Below are 13,377 nucleotides of genomic sequence, written 5' to 3'. Positions count from 1 at the left end.
TCAGGACATCCCGGGGAGGTGTTGGATGATCAGATCGATCAGCTTGATGCCGAGGAACGGGGCGACGATGCCGCCGACGCCGTAGATCAGCAGGTTTCGGCTCAACAGTGACGACGCGTCCGCCGGGCGATAATTCACGCCGCGCAGCGCCAGCGGGATCAAGGCGACGATGACGAGCGCGTTGAAGATGACCGCCGACAGGATCGCCGACTGCGGGCTGGCCAGCCGCATCACATTGAGCAGGCCCAGGCCGGGGAACAGCGACACGAACAGCGCGGGAATGATCGCGAAGTACTTGGCGATGTCGTTGGCGATGGAGAACGTGGTGAGCGCGCCGCGGGTGATGAGCAGCTGTTTGCCGATCTCCACGATCTCGATCAACTTGGTGGGATCCGAATCCAGATCGACCATGTTGCCGGCCTCTTTGGCCGCCGAGGTGCCGGTGTTCATGGCGACGCCGACGTCGGCCTGCGCCAGGGCGGGTGCGTCGTTGGTGCCGTCGCCGGTCATGGCGACCAGCCGTCCGCCGTCCTGTTCCTTCTTGATGAGGGCGAGCTTGTCCTCGGGGGTGGCCTCGGCGAGGAAGTCGTCGACACCGGCCTCGTCGGCGATCGCCTTGGCGGTCAGCGGATTGTCGCCGGTGATCATGACGGTGCGGATACCCATGCGCCGCATCTCGTCGAAACGTTCACGCATGCCCTGCTTGACGACGTCCTTGAGCTGAATGACGCCGAGCACCTTCGCTTTTCCGTCTTCGGCGACGCCGACCACCAGCGGTGTGCCGCCCGTGGCGGAGATGGCGTCCACGGCCGCGCCGAGTTCGTCGGGCACCTGGCCGCCCTGCCCGCGCACCCATTCGGTGACCGCGCCGGCCGCGCCCTTACGCAGTTGCCGGCCACCGACGTCGACGCCCGACATGCGGGTCTGGGCGGTGAATTCCACCCAGTGCGCGTCGGTCAGCTCACCCGGGGTGCGCTCGCGCAGGCCGAAAGCCTGTTTGGCGTAGACGACGATGGAGCGGCCCTCGGGCGTCTCGTCGGCGAGGCTGGACAGCTGGGCGGCATCGGCCAGTTCTTCGGCCGAAACACCGGGCACCGGAACGAAATCCGAGGCTTGCCGGTTGCCCAGGGTGATGGTGCCGGTCTTGTCCAGCAGCAGTGTGTTCACATCGCCGGCGGCTTCGACCGCGCGACCGGACATGGCCAGCACGTTGCGTTGCACGAGCCGGTCCATGCCCGCGATGCCGATCGCGGACAGCAGCGCGCCGATGGTCGTGGGAATCAGGCAGACCAGCAGCGACACCATGACGATGCCGGTGATGCCGTTGACGTTCAGGGCATGGGTGTCGGGCACGCCGGGGTTGTTGGCCTTGGAGAAGATCGCCAGCGGCTGCAAGGTCACCACCGCGAACACGAAGATGATGGTGAGCGCGGACAGCAGGATGTTCAGCGCGATCTCGTTCGGCGTCTTCTGCCGGGACGCGCCCTCGACCAGCGCGATCATCTTGTCGATGAAGCTCTGGCCGGGCTCCTGGGTGATCCGCACGACGATTCGGTCCGAGAGCACCGTGGTGCCGCCGGTCACCGCCGAGCGGTCGCCCCCGGATTCGCGGATGACGGGCGCGGATTCGCCGGTGATCGCCGACTCGTCCACCGAGGCGATGCCCTCCACGACATCGCCGTCGCCGGGAATGACCTGCCCGGCTTCGACGACGACGTGGTCACCGCGCTGGAGCTCGGGTGCACCCACCTTCTCCTCGATGATTCGCGCGCCTGGCGACCAGTTGGCCAGCCTCCGGGCCATGGTGTCGGTCTTGGCTTTTCGCAGGGTATCGGCCTGCGCTTTACCGCGCCCCTCCGCGACGGCCTCGGCCAGATTCGCGAAAATCACGGTCAGCCAGAGCCAGACGACGATCGCCCAGGCGAAGAAGCTCGGGTCGGCGACGGCCAGCACCGTCGACCAGAGCGCGCCGATCTCGACGATCAGCATCACCGGATTGCGCCACAGGGTGCGCGGATCCAGCTTGCGCACCGCGTCCGGCAGGGAGGTGAGCAGCAGCTTCGGGTCGAGCACGCCCCGGCGCACACCGGGTGCCGGGCCCGGCTCCGCGACAGGCTTTTCGGTTACGGAAGTGGTCATGTCAGTGGATTCCCTCGGCGAGCGGCCCGAGCGCGAGCGCGGGCAGGAAGGTGAGCGCGACCAGGATCAGCGTCACGCCGACGACCAGGCCGACGAACTGCGGCCGGTGCGTCGGCAGCGTGCCGATCGAGGCGGGGGTGCTGCCCTGCCGGGCCAGCGATCCGGCCAGGGCGAGCACGAAGATGATCGGCAGGAACCGGCCGAACAGCATGGCCAGGCCGAGCGCGGTGTTGTACCACTCGGTGTTGCCGCTGAGGCCGCCGAAGGCGGAGCCGTTGTTGTTGGCCGCGGAGGTGAAGGCGTACAGCACTTCCGAGAGCCCGTGCGGGCCGGAGTTCGTCATCGACGCGCGCTGCCCCGGCATGGCCATGGCGATCGCGGTGCCGACCAGCACGATCAGCGGACTGACCAGGAAATACGAAGCGGCGAGCTTGATTTCGCGCGGCGTGATCTTCTTGCCCAGGTATTCCGGTGTGCGTCCGACCATCAGCCCGGCCACGAACACGGTGATCACCGCGAGGATGAGCATGCCGTAGAGCCCCGAACCGACACCGCCGGGCGCGACCTCGCCCAACTGCATGTTGAACATGGTCATCATGCCGCCGAGGCTGGTGTAGGAGTCGTGGAAGGAGTTCACCGCGCCGGTCGAGGTGAGCGTGGTCGCGGCGCCGAAGGTCGCCGAATCCGCCACGCCGAAGCGCTGTTCCACGCCCTCGAGGGACGCGCCCACCGCGCTCGGCACGGTGCCGTGGTGCCGCAGCTGGAAGAAGTTCGTCAGCGCGACGCTGCACAGCGCGATCGTGCCCATCACCGCCACGATCGCGTAACCCTGCTTGCGGCTGCCCACCATCCGGCCGAAAGTGCGCGGCAGCGAGAAGCTGAGCACCAGCAGCAGGAAGATCTCGAGCCAGTTGGTCCAGGTCGCCGGATTCTCGAACGGGTGCGCCGAATTCGCGTTGAAGAAGCCGCCGCCGTTGGTGCCGAGTTCCTTGATCACCTCCTGGCTGGCGACCGGTCCGCCGGGGATGGTCTGCTCGGCCCCGGCCAGGGTGGTCGCGACCTGGTCGTGCAGCTGGAAATTCTGGATGACGCCGCCCGCGACGAGGACGATCGCGAACACGAACGAGATCGGCAGCAGGATCCGCAGGGTGCCGCGCACCAGGTCGACCCAGAAGTTGCCGAGGTCGCCGGTGTGGCGCCGGGCGAACCCGCGCACCAGCGCGATCGCCACCGAGATGCCGACCGCCGCCGACACGAAGTTCTGCACCGCGAGCCCGGCCATCTGCACCAGATGGCCCTGGGTGGACTCGCCGGAGTAGTTCTGCCAGTTGGTGTTCGTGACGAAACTGACCGCGGTGTTCCAGGCCAGCGCGGGCGTCATCTCGGTGCCCGGATCGTTCAGGTGCAGCGGCAGTTTGCCCTGCACCAACTGGAAGAAGAACAGGAACAGCAGGCCGACCGCCGAGAATGCCAGCACACTGCGGGCGTAGACCGGCCAGGTCTGCTCGACCTCCGGCTGCACGCCGATGGTCTTGTAGATCAGCCGCTCGGCGCGGGAATGCTTGCTCGCCTGGAACACCCGGTACATGTAGTCGCCGAGCGGCACGTGCACGAGGGCGAGCGCGAGGACCAGGGAAACGATGAAGACGATCCCTGCGGTAGTCGTGTTCACCTAGAACCTCTCGGGAAACAGCAGTGCGGCCACCATGTACAGGGCGACGCCGATGGCCAGGATCAGACCGATAAGGTTCGCGGTCACAGCTTCTCCACCCCTCGCTGGATAACGCCCAGCAGGGCGAAGATCGCCACGGTGAGCACCGTGAACACCACGACAGACATGAATCACAACCTCCGTACGGCGCTCGGAACGGGTGAGCGCGTCGAGCCGAGTCAAGCGCGCGAATACCGCGAATCGGCCCGCCCTTACGACTCCTTAGCGCCCCGGCCGGGCGCCTTTGCGCTTCGTTTACGCCGGGTCGCAGGCGCCTCGAACGAATGCCGTCAAAGAATTCGACACGGCCGTCAACAAGTCGTAAAGACGCCGGTTATCGCCCGAGCGGACGGTAGAAACGACACAGCCGGCCAGGCGGATCCGCTCCAGCGCAACCGGTATCCGTCGTCGCCAGGAAGGTATTGGGCATGTCCGCTGTCACGGTCGCGGTCCTCGTGGGGTTTCTCTGTTGTGCGCTGGCCATCCGCGTGGTGGCGTTGCGTCAGGATCAGGCTCGCCCGCCCGGGTCGGCCGACCAGCGCGTCCGGGTGCGGGTTCGGAGTTCGGGCTTCGGCGATGCCTGACGGTCGCGCCGCCGCTCCGGCGCGCGCATCGCGCGTGATGATGGACGCGTGAAGCGCGGCCAGCTCCGCATCTACCTCGGCGCGGCCCCCGGAGTCGGCAAGACCTACGCCATGCTCGGCGAGGCGCACCGCCGGCTCGAGCGGGGCCGCGACGTGGTGGCGGCGGTAGTCGAGACGCACGGCCGGACCAAGACCGCCGAATTGCTGGACGGCCTGGAGCGGATTCCGCCGAAGCTGGTGTCCTATCGCGGGACCGAAATACCCGAACTCGATGTCGAGGCGGTGCTGCGCCGGGCCCCGGCGGTGGTGCTGGTCGACGAGCTCGCCCACACCAATGCGCCCGGCAGCAAGCACGAGAAGCGCTGGCAGGATGTGGAAGAGCTGCTCGACGCGGGCATCGACGTGGTGTCCACCGTGAACGTGCAGCATCTGGAAAGCCTCAACGACGTGGTCGAGCAGATCACCGGCGTGCAGCAGCAGGAAACCGTGCCGGACGCCGTGGTGCGTGGCGCGAGCCAGGTCGAACTGGTCGACATCACGCCCGAGGCGCTGCGCCGGCGCATGTCGCACGGCAACGTCTACAAGGCCGACAAGGTCGACGCCGCCCTGCGCAACTATTTCCGGCCCGGCAACCTGACCGCGCTGCGCGAACTGGCGCTGCTGTGGCTGGCCGATCAGGTGGACGCGGCGCTGGCGAAGTATCGCGCCGATCACCGGATCACCGAAATGTGGGAGGCGCGCGAACGCGTCGTCGTCGCGGTCACCGGCGGGCGGGAATCCGAGACCGTCGTGCGCCGGGCGAGCCGCATTGCCACGAAGTCCAGCGCCGACCTGGTGCTCGTGCACGTGGTGCGCGGCGACGGCTTGGCCGGGGTGTCCACCGAGCGGCTGCACCGGCTGCGTGAGCTGGCCGCCAGCCTCGACTCCAGCCTGCACACCGTCACCGGCTCCGACGTGCCCGCCGCGCTGCTGGAATTCGCGCGCGAGGTGAACGCCACCCAGCTGGTGCTCGGCACCTCCCGCCGGTCGCGCTGGGCGCGCATGCTCGACGAGGGGATCGGCGCCACCGTCGTGCAGCGCTCGGGCAAGATCGACGTCCATATGGTCACGCACGAGGAAGCCAACCGGGGTGTACGCCGATACTCCATCGCGCCGCGGCACGGGCTACTGGCCTGGGTCGGCGCGCTGCTGATCCCGCTCGCGGTCTCCGGGGTCAGCGCGATCCTGGACCGCTACCTGGAACTGGGCGGGCTGAGCGCGCTGTTCTTCGTCGGCGTCGTGGCCGTGGCGCTGCTGGGCGGTGTCATTCCGGCCGCGTGCTCGGCGCTGCTCTCGGGCATGCTGCTGAACTGGTTCTTCACCCCGCCGCGGCGCAGCCTCGCCATCGCCGAACCGGACAATTTCGTCACCGTCGTGGTGCTGCTGTTCGTCGCCGTCGCGGTGGCGGCCCTGGTCGACGTGGCGGCCGCGCGGGCCCGGCAGGCGCGCAAGGCGTCCCGGCAGGCCGAGCTGCTCACCATGTTCTCCGGGGCCGTGCTCTCCGGCGCCGATCTGCCCAACCTGCTCGAGCAGATCCGGGAAACCTATGGTCAGCGGGCAGTCAGCCTGCTGTGCGGTGACCGCGTGCTGGCCGGAGTCGGCGAGAATCCGCCGCAGCGCGCCGGCGACGCGGAAACGGTGATCGAGGCCGGGGATTCCTCCAGCCTGCTGCTGTTGTCCGGGCGCGGACTGGCCTCGGCCGACCGGCCGGTGCTGAACGCGGTCGCCAACCAGGCCGCCGGACTCGTGCGGCAGTCCCGGCTCGCCGAGGAAGCCAGTGCGGCCGCCGCGCTGCTCGAGGCCGACCGGCTGCGCCGGGCGCTGCTCTCCGCGGTCAGCCACGATCTGCGCACGCCGTTGGCGGGGGCCAAGGCCGCCGTGTCGAGTCTGCGCAGCGACGACATCGAGTTCTCCACCGAGGACACCGCCGAATTGCTGGAAACCATCGAGGAATCCGTCGACCAGCTCACCGCGCTGGTCGGCAACCTGCTCGATTCGTCCCGGCTGGCCGTCGGCGTGGTGACGCCGCAACTGCGCCGGGTCTACATGGACGAGGTGGTGCACCGGGCGCTGGTGAGCGTGGGCATGGGCGCGCGTGGCTTGCGCCGGGCCGCCATGAACCGGGTGCGGGTCGAGGTGGGGGAGGCGTCGGTGCTGGCGGACGCCGGACTGCTCGAGCGCGTGCTCGCCAACCTGATCGACAACGCGCTGCGGCACGCCCCGCGCGACAGCTCGGTCCGGGTGACCGCCGACACCACCGGCGCCCTGGTCTCGATCGCGGTGATCGACACCGGCCCCGGCGTCGCGCCCGGCTCCGAGGAACAGCTCTTCGAACCCTTCCAGCGGCTCGGCGACCGCGACAACTCCACCGGTGTCGGCCTCGGCCTGTCGGTGGTGCGCGGATTCGTCGAGGCGATGGGCGGCACGGTGCACGCCGAGCCGACGCCCGGCGGCGGGCTGACCATGCTGGTGGAACTGCCCGCCGGGCACACGGCCCCCGCCGAGACCGCGACCGGGATCGCCCCGGCGTGACAGCGACAACGACAGCGAAGGTGGTGCACAGTGGCGAAACGGCCCGGTCCGCACGGGAATTCGCGATGACCGACCGCAAGAACGAGGCGCCGCCGATCAAGGTGCTCGTCGTCGACGACGAACCCCAGATCGTGCGCGCGCTGCGGATCAATCTCTCGGTGCGCGGCTACGAGGTGATCACCGCGGGCAACGGCGCCGCCGCCCTGCGACTGGCCGCCGACAAACACCCCGACGTGATCATCCTCGACCTCGGCCTGCCCGACATGGACGGCATCGAGGTGCTCGCCGGGCTGCGCGGATGGACCTCGACCCCGGTGATCGTGCTCTCCGCGCGCACCGACTCCACCGACAAGGTCGAGGCGCTCGACGAAGGCGCCGACGACTACGTCACCAAACCGTTCGGCATGGACGAGCTGCTGGCCCGGCTGCGGGCCGCCGTCCGGCGCGGCTCCGCCGATCCCGGCGCGCACGAGCCCGTCGTGCAGACCGAATCGTTCACCGTCGATCTGGCCTTGAAGAAGGTCACCAAACACGGTGTGCCCGTGCATCTGACGCCGACCGAGTGGGGGATGCTCGAAATGCTGGTCCGCAACAAAGGCAAACTCGTCGGCCGGCGCGAGCTGCTCCGTGAAGTCTGGGGGCCCGCCTACGCCACCGAAACCCATTATCTGCGGGTGTATCTGGCCCAGTTGCGCCGCAAGCTCGAGGATGATCCGGCGCGGCCGAAACACCTCATCACCGAGGCGGGGATGGGGTATCGGTTCGTGGTGTGAGGTGGGGCACGGTGGACCCGGCAGCGTGGGCTGCCGGGTCCTTTGTGTTCGGGGGTGAGCCCGCACGGCTGGGTGGGGCTCGTGGGTGAGTCGGGTTGTCAGACAGGGTTTCTGGGTGCTGGCGCGGGATGCGGTTGCGGTACGGGCTGTGTTCTGGGCTCTGGCTGAGGGCAGGGCTCGAGTTCTGGCTCGGGCTGCGGTTCCGGGTTCAGCTCGGGCGCTGGGGCTCGCTCGGGCCACGGCTCCGGCTCGGGCCACGGCTTGGGCTCCGGCTACGGCTGCGGCTCTGGTTTGGGCTCCGGCCACGCCTGCGGCTCCGGCTTGGGCCCCGGCCCCGGCCCCGGCCCCGGCTGCGGCTCCGGCTCGGGCTGCGGCGCGGGTTCGGGCTGCGGCTGTGGCGTGGGTTCCGGGTGCGGCTCGGGCTTGGGCTGTGGCTGCGGCTGTGGCGTGGGTTCCGGGTGCGGCTCCGGCCTGGGCCCCGGCCATGGCTGCGGCTCGGGCTGCGGCTGCGGCGCGGGTTCGGGCTCGGGCTGCGGCTGCGGCGCGGGTTCAGGCTCCGGGGGCGGTGCGGGTTCGGGATTAGCTTCGGGTGGTGGGCTCGGGGTGGTGCCGGGTTGCCATACGGATTCGTCGGGTGCGGCTGCCGCCCTGTACTCCGGGATCGGAGGGACTCCGAAATACCTCGGTGTGTAGGGAATCTTCGAGGTGGTGTCCGGAGCGTCGCTCGGAGTGGGCGCATCCGGGTTCGTGTCGCCCAGGGCTTCGGTTGTCGGTGCAGGCTGAGCGTCGGGCCGGGGCGTGGCGGTTTGCGGCCGCGCGAGCGATTCTGTGCCGGTATGCGCGTTCGAGGACGCGGGCAGGTTCGGGGCCGCCGGCGGGTTCGAGGCCGTGGGCGGGTTCGGGGCCGTGGGCGGGTTCTGGGCCGCGGGCGGACTGCCGGTGCTGAGCTGATCGAGATCGGTTCGCAGCGCCCGCCGCAGCGCGAGGAACTCCTCGATCCGGCGCTGCAACGCCCTGCGCTCGACGGCGAATTCGCCCGGCCGCAGCCCAGCGCCTTCCAGTGCCGCCGTCTGGTCCGCGTACCCGTCGACAGCGCGCGCCAGCGCGGTATCCCCGGCCTGGCGCAACTGCTCGGGCGTCATCCCGTCGGCATCGACACCAAACTGGCGCAACGTATCCCGGACCGAATCCACTACCGGATCCTGCGATCGTTCCCCGGACGCTTCCGCCCGAGGTCGGGCTGCGGGATTGCGTAAGGCGTCGCCCTGTCCGGGTCCTCCGGTCTCGTGCAGCCCGGTGGCGATATTCGGGCCGGCTGGTTCAGCTGCTCGGGTCGCGGCGGGCGTCTCGCGCGACGCCGGCTGTTCCACGGTTCCGTTCGATGCGGAGGCCGCCGCTTCGCTGGCTGTAGAGGCCGTTGCTTCGCCGGCTGCGGTGGCCGTTGGTTCGTTGGCTGTGGTGGCCGTTGGTTCGCCGGCTGCGGTGGCCGTTGGTTCGTTGGCTGCGGTGCCCGTTGGTTCGCTGGCTGCGGTGGCTGTCGCTTCGCTGGCTGCCGGGGACTCTGCGTGGGGTTCGGCTGCGTGGGCAGGCGAGGCGTCGCCCTGTCCGGGTCCTCCGGTCTCGCGAGGCCCGGCGACGATGTTCGGTTCACCCGGGCGGGCCTGGTTGGTGGACGCTGTCCCGGCCTCCACCGAAGAGATCGAGGCCCCGGCCCTGGCGGGTGTGGCCGTGTCTCCGGCGACGACGGGAGCCGAGGTGTTCGGGTGCGAGGGCCCGGTGCCGTTGTCGCCCTGGGGATTCGGTGACGCGCCGCCGCCGTCTGCCGCGACAGCGGGGCGGGCGGCGTCCTCGCCGGTAGTCGGGCGTGCCGGTGTGGCGGATTCCTGGCGGTGCGCTCCGATTTCGTTGGCGAGGGGACGCGGGGACCCCTCGGCGGAGATGCGTGCGCCCGGCGACCCCGTGCCGGAGGCCGCCGATTCCCTGTATTGCGCTGCGGGGGAGCTACTTTCGGATGCCCCACCTGGTTGGCGTGTGGACGAGCCGCCTGCCGGATCGGTGATCCGGATCGCGGGTTGCGGTGCCGCGCCAGGTTCGTGCGTGGACGAGCCGCCTACCGGATCGGTGATCCGGGCTGAGGGTTGCGGTGCCGCGCCGTGTTGGTGCGGGGACGAGCTGCCTGCCGGATCGTTGATCCGGATCGCGGGATGCGGTGCCGCGCCGTCGCCGAATCGGGCCGAACCGGCGGCTGCGAAGCGACCTGCGCCCGGCCCGCGGCCGAACGCGGAGTGGCGGAAACCCTTGCTGCCGCCGGTGAGAACGCCGTACGCGGCACCGCTGGTGAGCAGACGGGGATCCCAGGTCCAGCCGTTCTCGATGCCGCCGACGCCCCAGGCGCCGAGCGCGCCGGCCATTCCGGATCCCGCGCCGACCACCATGCCCTTTCCGGCCGCGGCCCAGCGCCCACCGGGAAGCGGGACTTTCGCGGCACCCTTGGCCAGCAGTCCGCCGACCGGTCCGCCCACGGCACCGGCCGCGGCGGCGGTGTAGGCGGTGGTCGTGACGCGATCCCAGTCGATGTCGTCGCGATGACCCGCGCCGACCTGGTACGCCTGGATCGCGAGGTCCTGCCCGGCGCCGAGCGCGGTGCTCACCGCCACATGCTTGGCGAGGAATTTGGTGAGGGCGGCGATGCCGGTCTTGGCGGCGAACTGCGCGATCGCGCTGACGGCGCGCTGTCCGAGCAGGCGCACCGCGAGCCGGGTGGTGGCGATCGCGACGGCCTCGGCCAGTGGTGCGGTGGGTGGAAAGATCCAGGCCGCGGCGATTTCCACGGCCAGCATGGCCAGGGAGGTGAGCACCAGGATCTTGGTGTACTCGATCTCGGTGGCGAGGGCGTCGGCGGACTCGCCGACCAGGTCGAGCAGTTCGGCCAGGCGTTCCAGTGATTGCGGGCCGTGGTCGAGTTCGTCGAGCCGGGCGGTGATGGCTTCGATGCCCGCGCCCCACGGATACGCCTCGAGCGTCGCCGAGCGCGCGGCGGCCAGTTCGGGCAGCAGTTCGCGCAGGTCGGCGGCGGCCGTGCGCCACTCGGCGGCGATCGCCCACATTCTGTCTTCGTCACCGTCGGGCCAGTCCGAGCCCGCCACCCAGCCCAGCCACTCCAGTTCGCCGGGAATCGAGATCGACATGCGCTACCGAATGCCCTGTGCCATGGCCAGATCCATGCGCTCCAGCAGTTTCGCGGCGGCGTACTGCCCGTCCGAATACGAGTCCAGGGTCGTGGCCGTGTTGCTCAAACCCTCGGTCAGGTTCTCCCGGGCGGCCAGGTAGCCCTGCGGTCCGTCGGCGAAGGTGCTGCCGTAGCCGTCGCCGCCCCAGGCCGCCCCCTGCGCGGCCAGCGCGTGCTCCAGCGTGTCGAGAATGACGTGCACCCGATCTCGGAGATCGCCCATTTGCCCTGCGGCGCCGCGCAATCGACCGGGGGTCACTTCCAACTTCCGCATTACCGGCACCTTCCACGATGAATCGGTGTCCGACGATGGCACGGCGACGAAACCCGCGGCCAGAGGCCGGAATCCGATTTTGCGACTCACTGACAGTCGGCGGGCCTGGGCTTTCCCGCGAATCGGCTGGCCCGGCGACCCCACGGCGGTAGCGCCCGTTGACAGATCCTTGACGCCGCGGCGACCGTCCGGGCCGCCGCGGCACGAGCCCGGTCAGATCACCGGCACGCGCAGATGACAGACCACCGTCCCGGGCTGCCGGCGCAGCTGCTTGCCCAACTCCCGGCCCCGATGACTCGGCAGCACCCGCCGCCACCCGACCGGCGGATCGAGCTCGGCGATCAGCACGATCCGCCGCCGCTCCGGATAGGTCTCGCGCAGGTAGTGCGCGACCGGCCCGCCGACGCTGGCATCCCGGTCGGCCAGCATCACCAGCGGCACCTCGGGATGCCAGATCGCCCAGGCCGCAGCGAATTCCGCACTGGCTTCCGCCTCGAGGCAGACGTGCACAGCGACGACGTCGCGGCCGATCGAGAGCGCGGCGGACAGTGCCTGACAGCTCAGATCCGAGACCTCCGACACCGGGACCACGACCACGGCGGCACCGTCCGGCCGCGGGCGCTCCGGCATCGCACCGGCGCCGCCCGGGGTGACCGCGCGGCGACTGACGCCGATCCGGCCGTACGCGCGCCGCACCCGCTCCATCGCGAGCACGAGCGCGGGCAGCACGACCACGATCAACCAGGCGCCCTCGGTGAACTTCATCGCGGTGGTGACGATCGCCGCGGCGAAGGTCAGCAGCGCGCCGAAGCCGTTGAGCGCCAACCGCCACCGTCGTCCGGGCGCGGCGGTGCGCAGCCAGTGCCGGACCATCCCGGCCTGGGCGATGGTGAAGCCGACGAACACGCCGATCGCGAACAGCGGCACCAGCGTGTTCATCTCGCCGCCCGCGCCGATCAGCAGCACACCCGCGGCGAGGCCGAGGGTCAGCACGCCGTACCGATACACCAGGCGCGGCGAGCGCACCGCGAACCGGTGCGGCAGGCAGTTGTCGTCGGCCAGGATCCGGGTCAGCGTCGGTAGTCCGCCGTAGGAGGTGTTGGCGGCCAAGGCCAGCAGCACGACGGTCGCGAACTGGACGACGTAGTAGCCGACGCCGTCACCCAGCGCGGCGGAGGTCAGCTGGGACAGGACCGTCGTGCCCTCGACCGGCCGCACCTCGAACTTCTGGATCAGCACCGCCAGGCCGATCAGCATGACGCCGAGCAGCGCGCCGAGCGCGACCTCCGCCCGCTGCGCCCGGCGCACCCGCGGCGGCCGGAAACTCGGCACCGCGTTGGCGATCGCCTCGACGCCGGTCAGCGCGGCGCAACCGCTGGAGAACGCCTTGAGCAGCAACAGGATTCCCACGGTCTGCACATCCCCGAGCGGGGCGACGTGCGCGGGCGCGACGGCGGGCGTGCCGCGCACCAGCCCGGCCACGATCACCAGCAGGATCCCGGCGACGAACACGATGGTCGGCGCCATGAAGACCCGGGCGCTCTCGGTGATGCCCAGCAGGTTCAGCGCGGTGATGCCTGCCAGCACGGCCAGGCACAGCTCCACCGTGTATCCGTGCAGGACGGGAAAGGCCGAAGTCAGGGCCGCGATACCGGCGGCGATCGACACCGCCACGTTGAGGACGTAGTCGACGATCAGCGAGGCCGCCGCCGTGAGACCGGTCCGCCTGCCCAGATACGCCTTGGCCACCGCGTACGCGCCGCCACCGTCCGGGAAGGCCGCGATCACCTGCCGGTAGGAGGCGACCAGCACCGCCAGCAGCGCGGCGATGGCGAGGGTCACCGGGACGGTGAACCCGAGTCCGGCGCCGCCGGCGACGGCGAGAACCAGCACGATGGCCTCGGGGCCGTAGGACACCGAGGCCATCGCGTCCAGCGAGAGTCCGGCCAATCCGGTCGGCACCGTCAGGCCGCGCCGGCCGGGATCCTGCTTCCGCTCCGGCGCGCTGGGCGCCGGGGACAACAAATCGGTCATGGGCGGAGTCTCGGGGGACGACCGCGCGGCCACCAGTGGCCCTGACGCAATACTGACGGCCG

General features: G+C 70.3%; 9 protein-coding genes. 3 read left to right on the top strand and 6 right to left on the bottom strand.

Annotated features, from left to right (window positions below; all coding sequences use genetic code 11):
- From kdpB to AB0I43_RS33655, 3 genes are read right to left on the bottom strand one after another with little or no spacing between them, the layout of a single operon-like run.
- The gene (gene kdpB / locus AB0I43_RS33665; protein WP_356980125.1) at positions 1–2,139 is read right to left on the bottom strand and encodes a potassium-transporting ATPase subunit KdpB; all 2,139 of its coding nucleotides are present in this window, start codon (positions 2,137–2,139) and stop codon (positions 1–3) included.
- A gap of 1 nt (position 2,140) precedes the next feature.
- The gene (kdpA, locus tag AB0I43_RS33660; RefSeq protein WP_356980126.1) at positions 2,141–3,811 is read right to left on the bottom strand and encodes a potassium-transporting ATPase subunit KdpA; all 1,671 of its coding nucleotides are present in this window, start codon (positions 3,809–3,811) and stop codon (positions 2,141–2,143) included.
- Positions 3,812–3,898, bottom strand: coding sequence for a potassium-transporting ATPase subunit F (locus AB0I43_RS33655; RefSeq protein ID WP_357433363.1), 87 nt, complete (start codon positions 3,896–3,898; stop codon positions 3,812–3,814).
- Between the two features lie 380 nt (positions 3,899–4,278).
- Between AB0I43_RS33655 and AB0I43_RS33650 the strand changes: the two genes are divergently transcribed.
- From AB0I43_RS33650 to AB0I43_RS33640, 3 genes are all read left to right on the top strand, one after another.
- On the top strand, positions 4,279–4,434 hold the full coding sequence (locus AB0I43_RS33650; RefSeq protein ID WP_356980128.1) for a hypothetical protein: 156 nt from the start codon (positions 4,279–4,281) through the stop codon (positions 4,432–4,434).
- A gap of 48 nt (positions 4,435–4,482) precedes the next feature.
- Positions 4,483–7,005, top strand: coding sequence for a sensor histidine kinase KdpD (locus tag AB0I43_RS33645; protein ID WP_356980130.1), 2,523 nt, complete (start codon positions 4,483–4,485; stop codon positions 7,003–7,005).
- A 65-nt stretch (positions 7,006–7,070) separates the two neighbouring features.
- Positions 7,071–7,778 (top strand): response regulator, encoded by a 708-nt coding sequence (locus AB0I43_RS33640; protein ID WP_356980131.1) that lies wholly within the window; start codon positions 7,071–7,073, stop codon positions 7,776–7,778.
- Positions 7,779–8,050: 272 nt separating this feature from the next.
- Here AB0I43_RS33640 and AB0I43_RS33635 read toward each other — a convergent pair whose 3' ends face one another.
- The 3 genes from AB0I43_RS33635 to AB0I43_RS33625 all read right to left on the bottom strand — a co-directional run bounded on the left by AB0I43_RS33635 (position 8,051) and on the right by AB0I43_RS33625 (position 13,315).
- Positions 8,051–10,966, bottom strand: a complete 2,916-nt coding sequence (locus AB0I43_RS33635) for a hypothetical protein (protein WP_356980132.1) — start codon at positions 10,964–10,966, stop codon at positions 8,051–8,053.
- A gap of 3 nt (positions 10,967–10,969) precedes the next feature.
- The gene (locus tag AB0I43_RS33630) at positions 10,970–11,281 is read right to left on the bottom strand and encodes a hypothetical protein (protein ID WP_356980133.1); all 312 of its coding nucleotides are present in this window, start codon (positions 11,279–11,281) and stop codon (positions 10,970–10,972) included.
- A gap of 213 nt (positions 11,282–11,494) precedes the next feature.
- Positions 11,495–13,315: an APC family permease gene (locus tag AB0I43_RS33625; RefSeq protein ID WP_356980134.1), complete on the bottom strand. Its 1,821-nt coding sequence runs from the start codon at positions 13,313–13,315 to the stop codon at positions 11,495–11,497.
- Positions 13,316–13,377: the final 62 nt, after the last annotated feature.

The sequence above is a fragment of the Nocardia sp. NPDC050435 genome (genome assembly GCF_040655395.1).
Taxonomy (GTDB): domain Bacteria; phylum Actinomycetota; class Actinomycetes; order Mycobacteriales; family Mycobacteriaceae; genus Nocardia.
This window is presented reverse-complemented; position numbering and strand designations above follow the sequence as displayed.